This window comes from Myxococcus sp. CA023 (genome assembly GCF_010998615.1).
Taxonomy (GTDB): domain Bacteria; phylum Myxococcota; class Myxococcia; order Myxococcales; family Myxococcaceae; genus Myxococcus.
In genome coordinates, this window is record NZ_JAAEAH010000049.1 from 21,866 (window position 1) to 38,380 (window position 16,515).

The following is a 16,515-nucleotide window of genomic DNA, read 5'->3' on the forward strand; positions in this document are numbered from 1 at the left end:
GAGCGTTGGAGGACACCGAACCGATTCCAAGGAGCGCAGACGTGGACGTGATTGACCTTTTGATTCAGCAGCACCGCGAGGTGGAAGCGCTGTTCGATGCGTGTCGCGCGGCGAAGGACGATGCGAGCAAGCAAGAGCTCGGCATCCAGCTCGCGGAGGCGCTCACGTTGCACACCACCATCGAGGAGCGCTGGGTGTACCCCGCCGCGCGCCGGGTGGTGGGTGACCAACTGATTCAGGACTCCGTCGAGGAGCACGGGGAGATGACGAAGCTCATCGCCCAGATGATCCGCGCGCGCAACGACCCGCAGAAGCTGGTCTCCCTGTTCGGCGAACTGGAGAAGGTGGTGAAGGAGCACGTGACGATGGAGGAACGGGACGTGCTGCCCAAGCTCGGTCAGAAGGTCACCGAGCAGGACCTGGGCATGTCGTGCAAGGACATCGTCCGCACCGCCTCCGAGGTCCGCCGCGAGGAAATGCAGAAACTCCAGGGTCAGGCGAACGCCTGAGGCCTGGGGTTCAACTTACGGGGACGTAAGCAGCGTGAAGACGAGGGCACGGTGTTGCCCTGTGGCACACCGTTCCTCAGCAGGCAGCCGTCAGCGCCCCTTGCGTCACGTCCTCACGCGCTCGCCGGCCCAGACTCCTCCCGCCGGGGCAACGTGAACCAGAACGTGCTTCCCTGGCCGGGCGTACTCACCACGCCAATCTCCCCGCCGTGCGCCTGGACGATGTCCTTCGCGATGGACAGCCCCAGCCCCGCGCCGCCCGATGGCGCGCCGGGTGCGCGGTAGAACTTCTCGAAGATGCGCGCCTGCAGCTCCGGGGCAATCCCCTCCCCCGTGTCCCGCACCTCGAAGCGCACCCCACGCGCATCCTGCGACACGCGCACCTCCACCTCGCCCCCCGGGGGCGTGTGCTTCACCCCGTTGCCCACCAGGTTCCCCAGAACCAACCCCAGCCGCTCCGGGTCCACGTCCACCAGCTCCACGTCCAGCCCGACCTGCTTCGACAACTGGACCCCGCGCTCCTCCGCCGCCATCCGCTGAGCGTCCAGCGCCGCGTCCACCAGGTCCTCCGCCAGCACCCGGCGAATCTCCAACTGGAGCTGCCCCGCCTGGATGCGCGACAAATCCAGCAGGTCATCCACGATGCCCTGCAGCCGCTCGCAGTCCTCGCGCGCCGCGAACAACAGGTCCGCCTGCTTCTCCGTCACCGGCCCCACCACGCCCTCCGTCACCAGGTGCAGCGCCATGCGCAGCGACGTGAGCGGCGTGCGGAACTCATGCGCCACCGTGGCCACCAGGTCGTTCTTCAGCTCGTCGAAGCGCCGCAGCCGCGTCACGTCCTGGAGAATCACCGTGGCCCCCACCACCTCCCCTGACTCCCCGTACACCGGGCTGCCGCGCGCCAGCAGCCACCGGTCCCCGTCCGGGAGCGGCGCCCGCACCGCCTCTTCGTACCCGTGCGGCTGATACGCCCCTCGCCCCGTCAACACGTGCTCACGCACCCGCTCCAGCACCGCGCGCGCCTCCGGCACCACCCGCCCCAGCATGTCCCCGCCCGCTTCCAGCGACAGCCGCAGCACGTCCTCCGCCGCGCGGTTGACGTTGAGCAAGCTCCCGTCCGCGCCGAACACCACCACCGGGTCCGGCAGGCTGTCGATGGCCGCCTGTGATGCCGCCTGCGCCTGGAGCAGCTCACCCAGGCTGCTGCGCCGGTACTGCTGAAGCGCCTCCGCCATGGCGTTGAAGTCCCGCCCCACCTGCGCGATTTCGTCCTGTCCCTCCACCACCGCGCGCGCCGCGTAGTCGCCCTCGCCCAGGCGCCGCACCGCCTGCGACAGCACGGACACCGGACGGAGCGCCCGGTGCGTCAGCGACTGCGAGGCGAACAACCCCACCACAAAGGCCACCAGCACCGCCGCCACCATCACCGTGTTCACCCGCGCGCTCTGCCGCTGCAACGCCTCGCTCTTGCGCACCATGGCGTCCTGGTTCAGGTCCAGGATGGCCCGGGCCGCTCCGGTCACCTCCTGAAAGGCCGGCTCGAGAACACCGAAGTACGCCTCCCGCGCCCCCTCCGGCGACGACTGGGCGAGGAACCCGTCGTAGGCCTCCTGGTAACGCCGCCAGGTCGTGCGCAACTGGAGCGTCGCCGCATCCTCGGCGGGCTCGGTGACGTTGCCTTCCTGCACCCGCAACTGCGACTCCAAGCGCGCGCGCTGCGCCGCCTGCTGCGTCAGCCCGCGCTGCCGCTCACCCGCGATGATGAAGAGCGCCCCGCTGTCCATGCGCTCCAGCTGCGCCATCATCTCCTGCGCGGCCAGCACACTGCGGTAGTTGTCCTGAAGCACCCGAGGCCCAGAACGCCCCAGCTGGGACAACGTCACCACGGCCACCATGCCCACCAACAACAGCGCCAGGGCCAGGGGTGCCTGCGCCAACAACAACCGGGCTCGCAACGTCATGGGCGGCGTCCCTCCTCGCGCGGCTCGAAGGCCACCACGTGGATGTCGAAGCCCCGGCCTTCACGCACCAGCCTCATGTCCACCGCGCGCCCCAGCCGCTGCTTCCACCACGGCTGATGCGAACGGCCGACGATGATGTGGCCCACGCCGTGCGAGCGCGCGAAGTCCAGGATGCCCTCCACCGGGTCTCGAGCCCTCAGGCGCACCACCTCCGCGCCCAGCTCCTTCGCCTTCTCGATGTTCATCAGCAGGTGCCGCTGCGCCTCCGCGTCGATGAGGTGCGGCGCCTCGCGCGGCGTCTCCACGTACACCACGAACCAATCCGTGTTGAGCCGGCCCGCCATCCGCGAGCCCCGGCGCATGAGCGTCGCCGCGTGCCGGGGATAGCTCGACAGCGCCACCAGCACCCGGCCCCAAGCCGCGCTCCGCTGCGAACCTTCATCTCCCTCCCCCGGAGGCGGCCTCGCGGTGGCGCGGTCCAAGCTCTCCGCCACCTCACGCAGCGCCAGCTCGCGCAACGTGGCCAGGTTCTCCTCCGTGAAGAAGCGCTCCAGCGCCCGCGGCACCTTGTCCTTCGCGTAGATCTTCCCCGTCCGGAGCCGCTCGTGCAGGTCCTCCACCGCCAAGTCCAGGTTCACCACCTGGTCGGCGGTCTTGAGGAAGCTGTCGGGCAGTGTCTCCCGCACGGTGACGCCGGTGGCGCGCTCCACCAAATCGTTGAGGCTCTCCAGGTGCTGGACGTTGAAGGCCCCGATGACGTTGATGCCCGCGTCCAGCAACGCCTGCACGTCCTGGTAGCGCTTGCGGTGGCGGCACACCGGCAGGTTGGTGTGAGCCAGCTCGTCCACCACCGCCACCTGGGGCTTGCGCGCGAGCACCGCGTCCAGGTCCATCTCCTCCACGGTGACGTCGCGGTAGGTGTACTGCTTGCGCGGCACCACCTCCAGGCCCTCCACCAGCGCCTGCGTGTCCGCGCGGTCATGTGGCTCCACGAAGCCCAGCACCACGTCCACGCCGCGCCGCTTCAGCGCGTGTGCCTCCTCCAGCATCCGGTACGTCTTCCCAACCCCGGCCGCGAAGCCGATGTAGAGCTTGAGCCGGCCACGCCTGCCCCGCTCCACCAGCTCCAGGAAGTCCTCCGCGCGAGAGCGCCGCGTCATCGTCATCCTCTGCCCATCCGGTGGGACGCCGGGCGGAGGATGCCCTCGCGCCCGGCAAATCTCACGTGGTGAATGCGCGTGCCCCCACCTCGCTCAAGGTGCGCCCTGGCCCGGCGAGCCCCCGCCCCCCACGCCCGGCGCCGCGTCCGGAAGCGGCCCGAAGCGCCTGTCCAACGCGAGGTTCAACAGCAGGACGTTGACGCGCGGCTCACCCAACACGCCGAAGGTCCGCCCCTCCACCAGCGCGTCCACCACGTTCAGCACCCGCTCCAGCGCCACGCCGCGGGCCCGTGCCACCCGCGCCGCCTGCCAGCGCGCCGCCTCCGGCGACAGGTGAGGATCCAACCCGGACGCGGACGTCGTCACCAACTCGGCGGGAACGGGCCCCGCCACATCCGGATTCTCCCGGCGCAGGCGCTCCAGTTCGGCCGCCGCGCGCTCCTTCAGCTTCAGCGACGTGGGCCCCAGGTTGCTGCCCGAGGACGCCGCGCCGTCGTAGCCCGAGCCAGCGGCGGAAGGACGCGGATGGAAGTACCCCTCCCGGGTGAAGCCCTGGCCAATGAGCGCGCTGCCCACCACGCGGCCCCGGCCGTCCTTCACCCACGAGCCGTTGGCCTCCCCCGGAAAGAGGAGCTGCGCCAGCCCGGTGACGGACAGCGGGTACAGCAGGCCCGTGAGCACCATCGTGACGACGCACGTGCGCAGGGCCGTGAGGAATGTGGAGAACATGGGGATAAGTCCTTTCACGCCAGACCCACGGCGCCGAGCAGCACGTCGATGACCTTGATGCCCACGAAGGGAACGATGACGCCGCCCACGCCGTACAGCAGCAGGCTGCGCCGCAGCAGGGCCTCGGCGCCCAGCGGGCGGTAGCGGACCCCCTTCAGCGCCAGGGGGATGAGCAGGATGATGATGAGCGCGTTGAAGATGACGGCCGAGAGCACCGCGCTGAACGGCGAGGACAACCCCATCACGTTGAGCGGCGCAATCTGTGGGAACACGCCCATGAAGAGCGCCGGGAGGATGGCGAAGTACTTCGCCACGTCGTTGGCGATGGAGAAGGTCGTCAACGTGCCGCGCGTCATCAGCAACTGCTTGCCCACCTCCACCACCTCCAGCAGCTTGGTGGGATTGGAGTCCAGGTCCACCATGTTTCCGGCCTCCTTCGCCGCCTGGGTGCCGGTGTTCATCGCCACGCCCACGTCCGCCTGGGCCAGCGCGGGCGCATCGTTGGTGCCGTCGCCCGTCATGGCCACCAGCTTGCCGCGGCCCTGCTCGGTGCGGATGAGGGCCAGCTTGGCCTCGGGAGTGGCCTCGGCCAGGAAGTCATCCACGCCCGCCTCGCGTGCAATCGCCGCAGCGGTGCGCGGGTTGTCGCCCGTAATCATCACCGTGCGAATGCCCATGGCGCGGAAGCGGTCGAAGCGCTCCTTGATGCCGCCCTTCACCACGTCCTTCAGGTGGATGATGCCCAGCAATCGCGCACCGTCCGCGACCGCCAGCGGTGTTCCACCCGCGTCGCCGATACGGCCCGACGCATGTGCCAGTTCTTCCGGCGCTGTGCCCCCCTGGGAATGGACGTACGTGACGATGGCGTCCACCGCGCCCTTGCGGATGCTGCGCGGCTTCGGGTCCACCAGGTCACAGCCGCTCATGCGCGTCTGCGCGGTAAAGGGCACGAAGGTGGCGTGGTGCGCCTGCAGTTCGCGCGGGCGCATCTTGTACGCGTCCTTCACCAGCGTGACGATGGAGCGCCCCTCGGGCGTCTCATCCGCCAGACTGGCGAGCTGCGCGGCCTCGGCCAGCTCCTCCATCCGCACGCCCGGCATGGGGAGCAACTCCGTGGCCATGCGGTTGCCCAGGGTAATGGTCCCCGTCTTGTCGAGCAGCAGCGTGTCCACGTCACCCGCCGCCTCCACCGCGCGGCCACTCATGGCCAGCACATTCTTGCGCAGCAGCCGGTCCATGCCCGCGATGCCAATGGCGCTCAGCAGTCCGCCAATCGTCGTGGGGATGAGGCACACCAGCAGCGCCACCACCGCAGTGCCCGACAGCGGCACGCCCGAGTAGAGCGCCAGCGGAACCAGCGTCACGCACGCCAACAGGAAGATGAGGGTGAGCCCCACCAGCAGGATGTGGAGCGCCACCTCGTTGGGCGTCTTCTGCCGGGCCGCGCCTTCCACCAGGCCAATCATCCGGTCCAGGAAGGAGTCGCCGGGGTTGGCGGAGATGCGCACGCGGATGCGGTCGGAGAGCACCTTCGTTCCGCCCGTCACCGCCGAGCGGTCGCCACCCGACTCCCGGATGACGGGCGCGGACTCGCCGGTAATGGCGGACTCGTCCACGCTGGCAATGCCCTCCACCACCTCACCGTCACCGGGGATGAGGTCCCCGGCCTCGCAAATCACCTCGTCACCCTTGCGCAGGTCCGGCGCGGGCACGCGCTCCTCGCGCCCGTCCTTCCAGCGACGCGCGGTGGTGTCCTTGCGCATCTTCCGCAGGGCGCCAGCCTGGGCCTTGCCGCGGCCCTCCGCCACGGCCTCCGCGAAGTTGGCGAAGAGCACGGTGAACCACAGCCACAGCGTCACCTGCACGGTGAAGCCCAGCGGGGCGGCATCCGGGCGCGGCGACACCACGTCCTTCACCACCAACACCGTGGTGAGCAGACTCCCGGCCCACACCACGAACATGACGGGGTTGCGCGCCACATCGCGCGGGTGGAGCTTGCGCAGACTGTCCACCAGCGCCGGTTTGAGCAGCGAGGCGTCCAGCAACGACGCCGGTTTCGAAGCAGGCGAGGACATCTCAGTAGAGCTTTCCGGCCCCGGCGAGGAAGTGCTCGACGATGGGGCTCAAGGAGAGGGCGGGGAAGAACGTGAGAGCGCCGACGATGACAATCACGCTCACCAGAAGACCGGTGAAGAGCACGCCGTGCGTGGGGAAGGTGCCCGGGCCCGCGGGCACCACCTTCTTGCCCACCATGGAGCCGGCGATGGCCAGCGCGGGCACCATCATCAGGAAGCGCCCGCCGAGCATCGCCACGCCCAGGGTGACGTTCCAGAAGGGCGTGTTGGCGTTGAGGCCCGCGAAGGCGCTGCCGTTGTTCGCCGTGCCGCTGGTGTACGCGTAGAGGATTTCCGACAGGCCGTGCGGCCCCGCGTTGTTGAGCGAGGACACGCCCTGCGGCAGCACAGCCGCCAGCCCGCTGAAGCCCAGCGTGAAGAGCGGGAAGACGAGCACGTACAACATCGCGAGCTTCATCTCCCGCGCCTCGATTTTCTTGCCGAGGTATTCGGGCGTGCGGCCCACCATCAGCCCGGCGATGAAGACGCTGAGCACCACCATGACGAGGATGCCGTAGAGGCCCGCGCCCACGCCGCCGAAGACGACCTCGCCCAGCTGCATGTTGACCATGGGCACCAGGCCGCCCAGGGGCGTGAAGCTGTCGTGCATCGCGTTCACCGCGCCGCACGAGGCCGCGGTGGTGACAGCGGCGAAGAGCGCGGAGGCCGCGACGCCGTAGCGCACCTCCTTGCCCTCCATGTTTCCCGCCTGCGCCACCTGCCCCGCGGCGCTCAACGCCGGGTTGGCCTGGGCCTCCGCCGCGTACACCGCGGCCACGCCCGCGAGGAAGAGGACGGACATCGCCGCGAACAAGGCCCAGCCTTGCCGGGTGTCACCCGCCATCTTCCCATAGGTGTACGTGAGGGCCGCGGGGATGGCGAAGATGGACAACATCTGCACCAGGTTGGTGAAGGGCGTGGGGTTCTCGAAGGGATGCGCGCTGTTGGCGTTGAAGAAGCCGCCGCCATTGGTGCCCAGCGTCTTGATGGCCTCCTGCGAGGCCACCGGTCCCTGCGCCAGCGTCTGACTCGCGCCCTCCAGCGTCACCCCCTGCGAATAGGGCGCGAAGTTCTGGAGCACGCCCTGCGACACCAGGAAGAGCGCGTAGACCAGACACAGCGGCAGCAACACGTAGAGGGTGGCGTTCATCACATCCACCCAGAAGTTGCCCAACGTCTTCTGTCCGTCCGGACCGGGCCGGCGGGTGAAGCCCCGCGCCAGCGCCAGCGCCACGCCGATTCCCGCGGCGGCGGAGACGAAGTTCTGCCACGCCAGCGCCACCATCTGCGTGAAGTAGCTGAGCGTGGACTCACCGGCGTACGACTGCCAGTTGGTGTTGGCGGTGAAGCTGACGGCGGTGTTGAAAGCCAGCTCCGGGCCTACCGCGCCCAGCCCTTGCGGGTTGAGCGGCAGCAGGTGCTGCGCGCGCTGGAGGCCGTAGACGATGAGGACGCTGAAGAGGCTGAACGCCAGCAGCGAGCTCGCGTAGGCCACCCACGTCTGCTCGCGCCGGTCCGCCGAGCCACACAGGCGCAGCAGCAGGCGCTCCACGGGGCCCAGCACGCGCGGCAGCGGACGGGTGTCCCCTTCGAGGACACGGAAGAGATAGGCCCCCAACGGCTTCGTCACCGCCAGCACCAGGGCGAAGAACAACAGGATTTGCGACCAACCGATGAAGGACATGGCGGGGGCCTAGAAGCGCTCCGGGCGGAGCAGCGCGTAGATGAGGTAGGCACCGAGAAGCACGGACAGGACGGCGCCAGCGGCGTATTCGAAAGTCATCGGACAAGGCCTCACAGGCGCTCGCAGCCGTGGACGTAGGCCCACGCGAGCGCGAAGAAAGCGGTGGTGACAAGAACGAGCACGAGGTCCATGAGATGGGGCTCCCGTTCAGAACCAGGCGACGGCGCTGAGCACCCCAAGCGTCTCGGAGTCCTCGAGCGTGGGCGCGCCATCCCCTCCCGTGGCGCGGCCGGTGAACACGTCTGCGGTGGAGGTGTCACGCCGCGCCTCCATCTTGAGGACCAGGTGTTCGGCGGGCTTCAACTCCAGGGTGAGGGTGCCGCTCCCCAACGTCTGGACGGCCCCCGTGATGAGCCCGTCCTCGTCGCGATAGGCCTCCACCCGGGCTGCGACGGCCACGATGTCGGAGAGTTGCACTCGCGCGTTGAGGCCCGCCGCGTACCACAGGGCCGCGGCCTGTCCGGAACGCGCCTGCCGGCCCACGTCCGCCGTGGCGGCCAGCGCGAAGGCCTGCGTCACCTTCCAGGTGGCCACGGCGTCCACGAAGAGTCGCAGGTCACCGTCACCTTCTTCCCCCACGAAGGTGTTGAGGGCGGTGGATAGCCGCGGGCCCGCGTAGGCCACCTGCGTGCCCAGCGCCTTGCCGCGGTTGTTCTCCCCAATCGTCTGCCAACCATTGAGCAGGTGGAGCTGCGCGCTCCACGCGTCATCGAAGGCCCAGGTGCCCTTGATGCCGGACTGGTAGTAGGGCGACAGCTCGCCCATCCACGAGCGCGTGTAGTTCCAGTTGAGCCTCGACTGGAACGACTCCAGACCGATGTGACTGGGATAGACGCCCGCCTCCAACGTCAGGGGCCCCGTCGCGTACGACACCGTGGCCTGCTGGAGATGGCGCCACACCTCGGGCCCGATGGCCGGGCCTTCCGGCTCGGCCTGGTGCAGCACCTCGATGCCGGTGCCGAAGCCCAGCAGCACCTTGAAGCCCACCGGCTCGGGCGCGAGCGACACGCCCAGCGACGCGAGGTTGATGGAGACCTCGTTGTCCCGCCGGGCGGTGGTGCCCGTGCCAGGGATGAAACTGGCACCGTCGGCGGGGCGATTGGTGTTGTAGCCGAAGTAGACGTCCACCCCGCCTTCCACCTCCAGGCGAGACAGCAGGCCCGGGGCTTCGGCATCAGGAGACGGCTCCGGCGGGGGGACCTGGGACAACAACAGGGAGGACACCAGGGATGGCAGTGGAGAAGCGAGCATGGTCGCGTCTCCCCAAGAGCACGCGCCGTGCCCGACCACGGCTCACGACCCCCCTGTCATTCCAGGGGCTTGTGTCCCTGCTGCCATTGTCCAGGTTGCAACTTGCACGAACGGGCTCAAGCGCATCGTGCGAGCTGAAATCCCGGCGCCTCTTCCTGCCCCGCGAGGCCAGGGCCCGTCCTCGTGTCGACGCAGGGTGCGCGGCCCCCGCCCTGAATGACGGCTGTCCACCAACGCGGGAAAAGCCGCGCCCACGCCGCGTGACGCCGGGTGCTTTCTTCCCCGCGCGTGCAAGCCCCTGAACGACGCAGGCCTCAGCCGTGGCTCATCCGAGTCACCCACTGGCTCAACGTACCGCTGCTGCTCATCATGGCGGCCAGCGGACTCCAGATACTTGTCGCCTATCCCATGCTCGGGCCACAGGGCCGGCCCTACGGCTGGTATCCCTTCCAGGGCATCCCTCCGCCCGAATGGATGCGGCTGGGAAACTGGCTGGCCGGCGCCCGTCACTGGCACTTCGCCTTCGCGTGGTTCCTCATGCTCAACGGCGTGGCGTACGTGCTCTACCTCGCCCTTAGCGGTGAGTGGCGCCGCCGCCTCTTCCTGCCCCGCCGCGATACACGCAACGCCCTGGACACGCTCGCCTTCTACCTGCGCGTGCGAAAGCACGCACCCGCGCAGGGGCTCTACAACGGCCTTCAGCGGCTGGCGTACACGGGCACGCTGGCGCTGGGGCTGCTCGCAGTGCTCTCCGGGCTGGTCCTCTACAAGCCCGTGCAGCTCGGCGCGCTCACTTCGCTGCTAGGTGGCTACGACGGGGCGCGCGCCATCCACCTCGTCATCCTGGCGCTGCTCGCCCTCTTCACCGTGGGCCACATCGTCCTGGTGCTGCTCCACCCGCGAAGCCTGGCGGAGATGGTGACGGGCGGAAGGAAACCGGATGCCTAGACACCTCCTCACGCGGCGCACGGCGCTGCTGGGCACCACCGCACTCTCGGCCAGCGCGTGTGACAGCAGCCGCCCTCACGAGGGCTTCCTGGGCGTCATGGAGCGCTTCAACGCGCGCGCTCAGGCCGTGTTGTTCGATGAACGCCGGCTGGCGCCGGAGCTGCCACCCGAGGAGACGACGCCTCCAGGCAAGTTCCCCGAATACTTCATCTCCGACACGGTGCCGCTCGCGCCCTCGGGATGGGCGCTCCGAGTGGGCGGGCTCGTGGCGCGCCCCACCGTGCTGACGCTGGACGCCCTCCAGCGCCTGCCTCGCACGGACCTGCGCATTCGCCACCACTGCGTGGAAGGCTGGAGCGCGGTGGCGTCCTGGCATGGCGTTCGCCTGAGCGAGCTGGCCCGGCACGTGGGCGCGGACACCCGCGCGGGCTACGTGGAGCTGCGCTCGTTCGACGCGGGCTATTACTCGTCCTGGGACCGGCCCAGCGCCTTCCATCCACAGACGATTCTGGCCTACGGCATGAACGGCCAACCGCTGACGCCTGGACACGGCGCGCCGCTGCGCCTCTATTCGGGCGTGAAGCTGGGCTACAAGATGGTGAAGTACCTCACCGAGGTGAACTTCCTGCCCGAGCCCACCGGAGGCTACTGGGAGGACCGCGGCTACGAGTGGTTCGCGGGCGTGTGAGGCACCCTCCCACGACATCAACGACAGCCAGAGGGATGCCAGACATTCACTTGTGGCATTTCAAAGCCAACACCACGAAAAAGCCCATCAAGAGACAGGACCATGGGCCAGCCGCAAACGCACTCACTCCTGATGGCAACCCTTTGCGGCGTCCTCGTCCTGGGCGGCTGCGATGCACGATATACGGATGCCCCCCCCCAGACGCAGGACGTTGACGAACAGGCCGCTGGACTCAGCGACACCATGACCCAATGTGGCTACGAATGCCCTCCGCGCGGCTGGCATACGCGCGGATGGAGCTGCGTCCCGGAATGTGGCGGTACCTGCGGCCCCTGGGGCAATCAGGTCACCTGCGGAGTCAACACAGGCACCTTCACCATGTGTGGCTACACCTGCCCCAGTGACTTCCAGGCAATCGGAAGCAGTTGCAGGCCGGAGTGCGGTCCGTCGACGAGGACTGGTGCACCACACTGCCCACCGACGTCTGCATCGACTGCGTCTACAACTGTGAAGGCGAGTGCGTGAAGACAGACTGCTGAGCGCGCCGGGCGCATGGCCGTCTCAACAGACACACTTCCGCGGGCGGAAATCCGACCAGGCAGATGGACGCAGGCGCTCACCACTGGTACGAGCAGCCTTCACCCCAAGACACACCCTCCAAGAGAGAGGCGTTCGACCATGCAAGGAATGATGAGACTCTCGGTCCTGACCGCGGCGCTCTGCGGCATGCTTGTACTCGGGGGATGCAACCCCCAGACGGACGAAGAGCCTCAAGAGTCCGACAACGAGATTGAACTTGGCGAAGCCGCGCGGGAATTGACGCTCTGTGGCACAACCTGCCCTGCCGGGCATCATGTGACGAGCCAACTCTGCAATCCGACCGCCTGTGGCGGCTCGTGTAGCGGCTCCCCCAACTACAATCAGGTCACTTGCGCCCCCAATACCGAAACGTTCTCGCAGTGTGGTGGTGATTGCCCGAGCGGCTGGCAGGCGACGAGCTGGGGTTGCTCCTCAGCATGCGCCGGCTTCTGCAATGGCATCTATCTCAATCAAACCACGTGCACCCGCGGTTGCGACCCGCAGGCTGGGACCTCTGGCCGGAAGACGATCTACACCTCCGCCGAAAGCGAGTATGCCTATCAGGCAGGGTGGTGCGGCATAGGCACCGTCTTTCCCGCGATGTGCCATGAAGGAACCTACTACTACTCCCAGTCGCTCGAGACTCGGGGCTGCCTGCGGGCGGGGAGCAACGGCACGTGCCAGGACCCCGATGCAGTGTGGCGGGTGACCTGCCGGTCGGTCGTTCAATGCATCTACGACTGCGACGGGACGTGTGTTCAGACGCACTGCTCTTAAGGCTGGGGGACGGGGGCCGCTTCGACGGCTCCCGTCCCTGGCCGTCAAGGCTCAGACCTTGCTGCCGACGAAGCCACCACCGAAGGGCGAAAAGCCCCGCTTGCGCAGCGCCTCGCGCTCGGCATGGAGCGCGGCCAGCGCCTCGTCGCGGGTGGTGAAGTGATTGACAGCCGCGCCGTTGATGGCGCCGCTGGTGAGCACGAACATGCGCGTCATCTCGTCACCACCGAAGCGGTACGAGCGGTGCGTGTAGCGCTCCAACACCTCGCGCCGCTCCTTGCCGAAGACACGGCCGGCGGTGAACTTCACCACCAGCCCGTCCAGGTTGATGAGGAGGTCCACCTTGGGCGGGTACTTGGAAAGGTGCTCCTCGACTTCCTTCCGCCAGCGAAGGACGTCCGCCTCACTCACCAACACACAGTCGGTGAAGTACGCGGTGACGACGTCGTTCGGCGCGTCGTACTCGAAGGACATGCTCCAGGCCATCGTGCTGCCTCCTCGAAGCGGGCGCTCAGGCCGGCAGGGAGCCGGCGAGGAAGGCGGACACCAGCGCCGCCGTCTCCGCCGGGCGCTCCACCTGTGGGTAATGACCGGGGCCGGGAAGGTACGACAGGCGCGCGCCGCGAATCCTCGACACCACCGCCTCCCGCAGGAAGGCCGCCGGCAGGAAGGCGTCGTCCGTGGCCAACACCAGCGTGGGCGCCGTAATCGAGGCCAGCTTGTCGGCGAAGCCACCCGCCGTCCACGCGTCGAAGACGTGCTCGATGGCCGCCGGGCTGACGCCCATCGAGTCCTTCACCAACGCCTCCAGGGCCTCCGGCGACAACTGCTTGCACGCGAGGCCGAGGATGGTCTGCTTCTGCTCGCGGCTCCCCGCCGACGTGCGGAACAGCCCCGCCGCATCCGGAGGCAGCGGCAGACCCGCGGCGGGCACCGTGTTGAGGAGCACCAGCCCCTCCACGCGCGCCGGCACTTCCGCGGCCACCCACTTCGCCAGCTGGCCGCCCATGCTGTGCCCCACCAGCGTGAAGCGCCGCGCGTCCACCGCGTCCGCCACGGCCAGCACGTCGTGCGCCAGCGACTCCAGGCTGAAGCCTCCGTCCGGCCGGCCCGACTGACCGGAACCCCGCATGTCCGGAATCACCAGCCGCAGCCCCGTCAGGTCCAGGCGCTCCACCAGCGCATCCCAGACCGCGCCTGATACCATCCAACCGTGGACCAGGATGACCGTGCGCGGACCCTCACCCACGACACGGTAGTGGAGCGAAGTCCCGTCTTTCCCTGAAGTCGTGGGCATTCCGTCTCTCCGTTTCAACGAGATAAAACAGGATTGTAGAAATCTACAGGAGCGCTAGCAAGCCACGGTTTGGGCGTGTTGACCAGCCCGACGCGGAGTGCGCGCGGCTCTGGCAGACTCCAGCCCCACATGGTGGACGAACAGGCAGGCGCCACGGGCGCGGCGAAGCGCACGGTGTACTGCGAAGACGCACTCGTGTGGTTGGAGGCGCGGCCGGTGTTGGAGGGCAGCTCGGCCATCGCGTCCCTGCCGGACTGGTCCGAGTTCCCGTCCCTGTCGCTGGCGGAGTGGAAGGCCTGGTTCATCCGCGCCGCGGCGCTCATCCTCGCGCGCGTGCCGCCCGAAGGCGTGGCCATCTTCTACCAGACGGACGTGAAGGAAGAGGGCACCTGGGTGGACAAGGGCTACCTGGTGGCTCGCGCCGCGGAGGAGGTGGGCGTCGACCTGCTCTGGCACAAGGTGGTGTGCCGGCGGCCGCCCGGGACGGTGACGTTCGGCCGGCCCGCGTACTCCCACATGCTGTGCTTCTCGCGCGGCGTCCGCGTGGACATGGCGAAGTCCACGCCGGACGTCCTGCCCGAAGCGGGCGAGGTGACGTGGACGCGCGGCATGGGCGTGGAGGCGTGCCTCATCGCGTGCCGCTTCATCCTGGAGCACACCCGCACGCGCACGGTCGTGGACCCCTTCTGTGGCCACGGCACCGTGCTGGCCGTGGCCAACGCGCTGGGTCTGGACGCGGTGGGCGTGGAGCTCAGCCGCAAGCGGGCGCGCAAGGCCCGCAACCTGCGCGCGGAGCTGATGGACGGCACGCTTGTCCTGTCGGGCGCCCATGGCACGGGCGCGCCTGCGAGCGACGACGACGCGCTGTAGTCACCCTTGCGGCGACCGCGTCGCGACGTCCTCGCCGGGCGCCGGAACGAAGGCAGCCTGGGCGCCCGACTCCCGCGCCACGATGGCCTCCAACTCACCGATGAAGGCAGCGAAGAGCCGCTCTTCCAGCGCCAGCGCGGCATCCAGCGTGGCGCCCACGGCGGTGAGGCGCTCGACACACGCGTCCTCGATGGTGCGCCGGTGGCTCTGCTCCTCGGTGACGACGCGCCCCAACTCCTCGCGCACGGCCGGCTGGCGGGTCGCGGCCTTGTAGAGCGGGTACAGCACCATGGCGCGCCGTTCGATGGCCGTCGTCGTGAGCAGGTAGTGCAGATAGACATCCGGCGCGCCCGTGAAGGACGTCGCCCAGGTGGCCAGCTCGTGGTCCAGCGCCTGGAAGTAGCGGCCCGCGGCCTCCGGGCAGAGGAACGTGGTGATTTCCGCGCCGGCGACCTCGGCGGACAGGCGCTTGAAGGCGAAGGCGTGGCGCGTCTCGTCGGCCAGATGCCCCAGCACCTCCAGCGTCGGGTGCCGGTCCGCCACGGTGCGCGAAATCTTCCGCGCGCCGATGAACTCCATCAGGGACAGGGTGTGGAGCCAGCGCGCCTCCATGTCGGGCGACTGGGCAAGCTGGCGGAGCACGGCCTGGATTCGGTCACGCATGAGGCCGTCCTCTAGCCCGGCGCCGGGCCCCATTGCGAGCCCGAAGACGGGCCCGACCCCGGAGAACGGCATCGACGCCCCCTGCCGGTCAGCTCGCGGCGGCGGCTTCAACGGGCTTGCGAGACGTCGCGGAGCTGCCCACGGACGCCAGGATGATGCAGCCGATGGCCGCCCATTGCACCAGCGACAGCCGCTCCTTCAGCAGCAGCAACCCGGACACGGCGGCCAGCGCCGGCTCCAGGCTCATCAGGATGCCGAACGTGCGCGTGGGGAGCGCCTTGAGGGCATACATCTCCAGCGAGTACGGCAGCGCGCTCGACAGCACGGCCACGCACAGGATGATGGGCAGCAGCGACACGTCCAGCAACTTCATGCCGGCGTGCGCGACCCCGAAGGGCATGACGAGCAGCGCCGCGACGCACATCCCCAGCGACGCCGCCGTGCCGCCGTGGACGGTGCCTCCGGCCCGCTGACCGAAGAGGATGTACAGCGCCCAGCAGGTGGCGGCCACCAGCGCCCAGAAGACGCCCATCCAGTCCAGCGACCGCGACGTCTCCGACAGCGGCAGAATCAGCAGGATGCCTGCCACGGCCAGCAGCGCCCACACGAAGTCGAGCGCCCGGCGCGTGGAGAAGATGGCCAGGGCGAGCGGCCCGGTGAACTCGATGGCGACGGCGATGCCCAGCGGGATGCGCTCCAGCGCCAGGTAGAAGGTCAGGTTCATCCCGCCCAGCGCCGCGCCGTAGATGGCCACGGCCCGCAAGTCCTTGCGGGTGAGCCGCTGCCGCCAGGGCCGGAACACCGCCGCCAGGATGAGCGCCGCGAAGAACACGCGAAGCGCCGTGGCCCCCGCCGCGCCCAGCACGGGGAAGACTTGTTTGGCCAGCGAAGCGCCCGTCTGGATGGAGGTCATCGCGACGAGCAACGTCAGGACCGCCACCGTAACCGGCCCCGGCTTCGTCAAGACTCGAGACATTCCGCGCACCTCTTCCACCGCGCCCTCTGTCCATCCCGTATCACCCGCCTGCCCTGAAGGGTGAAGAGAACACGCTGGACAACACTCGCCTGGCCGGGAGTTTGACGGCGCGGGGGAGCCTTCGCTTTGCTCGGGGGTGAAACGACTGTGCCGGGCCCCGGGGGGGAGCCAGCATGACGCCAAGAGTCCGAGAAATCCGGTTCCATCCACTTCGCACGCGACGAGAATGCCCACCGCGCTGGGATGCCC

15 protein-coding genes are annotated in these 16,515 nt (G+C 68.8%); 4 read left to right on the plus strand and 11 right to left on the minus strand.

The features are described from left to right. Positions 1–47 precede the first annotated feature (47 nt). Positions 48–509 carry a hemerythrin domain-containing protein gene (locus F8M74_RS21720; protein ID WP_228559259.1) on the plus strand — a complete coding sequence of 154 codons (462 nt, stop codon included), beginning with the start codon at positions 48–50 and terminating at the stop codon, positions 507–509. Between the two features lie 113 nt (positions 510–622). On the opposite strand, the gene F8M74_RS21725 is transcribed toward F8M74_RS21720, so the two are convergent. From F8M74_RS21725 to F8M74_RS21755, 7 genes are all read right to left on the minus strand, one after another. Then, positions 623–2,470: an ATP-binding protein gene (locus F8M74_RS21725; RefSeq protein WP_141253312.1), complete on the minus strand. Its 1,848-nt coding sequence runs from the start codon at positions 2,468–2,470 to the stop codon at positions 623–625. After that, positions 2,467–3,636, minus strand: a complete 1,170-nt coding sequence (locus F8M74_RS21730; RefSeq protein WP_141253311.1) for a sensor protein KdpD — start codon at positions 3,634–3,636, stop codon at positions 2,467–2,469. The genes F8M74_RS21725 and F8M74_RS21730 overlap by 4 nt, the downstream gene beginning before the upstream one ends. An 87-nt stretch (positions 3,637–3,723) precedes the next feature. Beyond that, positions 3,724–4,359 (minus strand): potassium-transporting ATPase subunit KdpC, encoded by a 636-nt coding sequence (gene kdpC / locus F8M74_RS21735; RefSeq protein WP_141253310.1) that lies wholly within the window; start codon positions 4,357–4,359, stop codon positions 3,724–3,726. 14 nt (positions 4,360–4,373) lie between these two features. Next, entirely contained in the window at positions 4,374–6,434 is a 2,061-nt protein-coding gene (gene kdpB, locus F8M74_RS21740) for a potassium-transporting ATPase subunit KdpB (RefSeq protein ID WP_141253309.1), read from the minus strand. A gap of 1 nt (position 6,435) precedes the next feature. Next, positions 6,436–8,157, minus strand: a complete 1,722-nt coding sequence (gene kdpA / locus F8M74_RS21745) for a potassium-transporting ATPase subunit KdpA (protein ID WP_141253308.1) — start codon at positions 8,155–8,157, stop codon at positions 6,436–6,438. Between the two features lie 9 nt (positions 8,158–8,166). Next, a complete protein-coding gene (gene kdpF, locus F8M74_RS21750; protein ID WP_140786629.1) occupies positions 8,167–8,256 on the minus strand; it encodes a K(+)-transporting ATPase subunit F in 90 nt (29 codons plus the stop codon). Between the two features lie 108 nt (positions 8,257–8,364). Next, positions 8,365–9,468: a porin gene (locus F8M74_RS21755; protein WP_141253307.1), complete on the minus strand. Its 1,104-nt coding sequence runs from the start codon at positions 9,466–9,468 to the stop codon at positions 8,365–8,367. Between the two features lie 288 nt (positions 9,469–9,756). On the opposite strand from F8M74_RS21755, the gene F8M74_RS21760 reads away from it, so the two are divergent. Both F8M74_RS21760 and F8M74_RS21765 read left to right on the plus strand, forming a co-directional pair. Beyond that, on the plus strand, positions 9,757–10,416 hold the full coding sequence (locus tag F8M74_RS21760) for a cytochrome b/b6 domain-containing protein (protein ID WP_255470779.1): 660 nt from the start codon (positions 9,757–9,759) through the stop codon (positions 10,414–10,416). Beyond that, a complete protein-coding gene (locus F8M74_RS21765) occupies positions 10,409–11,104 on the plus strand; it encodes a molybdopterin-dependent oxidoreductase (RefSeq protein WP_141253305.1) in 696 nt (231 codons plus the stop codon). Before F8M74_RS21760 ends, F8M74_RS21765 begins: the two co-directional genes overlap by 8 nt. A gap of 1,407 nt (positions 11,105–12,511) precedes the next feature. Here F8M74_RS21765 and F8M74_RS21770 read toward each other — a convergent pair. Together F8M74_RS21770 and F8M74_RS21775 are read right to left on the minus strand one after the other, a co-directional pair. Beyond that, entirely contained in the window at positions 12,512–12,946 is a 435-nt protein-coding gene (locus tag F8M74_RS21770) for a hypothetical protein (protein ID WP_141253304.1), read from the minus strand. A gap of 25 nt (positions 12,947–12,971) precedes the next feature. Then, positions 12,972–13,757, minus strand: a complete 786-nt coding sequence (locus F8M74_RS21775; protein ID WP_141253303.1) for an alpha/beta fold hydrolase — start codon at positions 13,755–13,757, stop codon at positions 12,972–12,974. Positions 13,758–13,886: 129 nt separating this feature from the next. On the opposite strand from F8M74_RS21775, the gene F8M74_RS21780 reads away from it, so the two are divergent. Then, positions 13,887–14,627, plus strand: a complete 741-nt coding sequence (locus tag F8M74_RS21780; protein ID WP_163884524.1) for a site-specific DNA-methyltransferase — start codon at positions 13,887–13,889, stop codon at positions 14,625–14,627. Here F8M74_RS21780 and F8M74_RS21785 read toward each other — a convergent pair whose 3' ends face one another. Both F8M74_RS21785 and F8M74_RS21790 read right to left on the minus strand, forming a co-directional pair. Continuing rightward, complete coding sequence (locus F8M74_RS21785; RefSeq protein ID WP_228559257.1) at positions 14,628–15,290, minus strand: hypothetical protein; 663 nt, start codon at positions 15,288–15,290, stop codon at positions 14,628–14,630. A gap of 88 nt (positions 15,291–15,378) precedes the next feature. Next, positions 15,379–16,266, minus strand: coding sequence for an EamA family transporter (locus F8M74_RS21790; protein ID WP_141253300.1), 888 nt, complete (start codon positions 16,264–16,266; stop codon positions 15,379–15,381). Positions 16,267–16,515 lie beyond the last annotated feature (249 nt).

Bases quoted from the DNA above. Each gene is read 5' to 3' on its own strand.
- F8M74_RS21725 (WP_141253312.1), bottom strand. From the start codon at position 2,470: ATGACGTTGCGAGCCCGGTTGTTGTTGGCGCAGGCACCCCTGGCCCTG.
- F8M74_RS21730 (WP_141253311.1), bottom strand. From the start codon at position 3,636: ATGACGATGACGCGGCGCTCTCGCGCGGAGGACTTCCTGGAGCTGGTG.
- kdpC (WP_141253310.1), bottom strand. From the start codon at position 4,359: ATGTTCTCCACATTCCTCACGGCCCTGCGCACGTGCGTCGTCACGATG.
- kdpB (WP_141253309.1), bottom strand. From the start codon at position 6,434: ATGTCCTCGCCTGCTTCGAAACCGGCGTCGTTGCTGGACGCCTCGCTG.
- kdpA (WP_141253308.1), bottom strand. From the start codon at position 8,157: ATGTCCTTCATCGGTTGGTCGCAAATCCTGTTGTTCTTCGCCCTGGTG.
- kdpF (WP_140786629.1), bottom strand. From the start codon at position 8,256: ATGACTTTCGAATACGCCGCTGGCGCCGTCCTGTCCGTGCTTCTCGGT.
- F8M74_RS21755 (WP_141253307.1), bottom strand. From the start codon at position 9,468: ATGCTCGCTTCTCCACTGCCATCCCTGGTGTCCTCCCTGTTGTTGTCC.
- F8M74_RS21765 (WP_141253305.1), top strand. From the start codon at position 10,409: ATGCCTAGACACCTCCTCACGCGGCGCACGGCGCTGCTGGGCACCACC.
- F8M74_RS21770 (WP_141253304.1), bottom strand. From the start codon at position 12,946: ATGGCCTGGAGCATGTCCTTCGAGTACGACGCGCCGAACGACGTCGTC.
- F8M74_RS21775 (WP_141253303.1), bottom strand. From the start codon at position 13,757: ATGCCCACGACTTCAGGGAAAGACGGGACTTCGCTCCACTACCGTGTC.
- F8M74_RS21780 (WP_163884524.1), top strand. From the start codon at position 13,887: ATGGTGGACGAACAGGCAGGCGCCACGGGCGCGGCGAAGCGCACGGTG.
- F8M74_RS21785 (WP_228559257.1), bottom strand. From the start codon at position 15,290: ATGCGTGACCGAATCCAGGCCGTGCTCCGCCAGCTTGCCCAGTCGCCC.
- F8M74_RS21790 (WP_141253300.1), bottom strand. From the start codon at position 16,266: ATGTCTCGAGTCTTGACGAAGCCGGGGCCGGTTACGGTGGCGGTCCTG.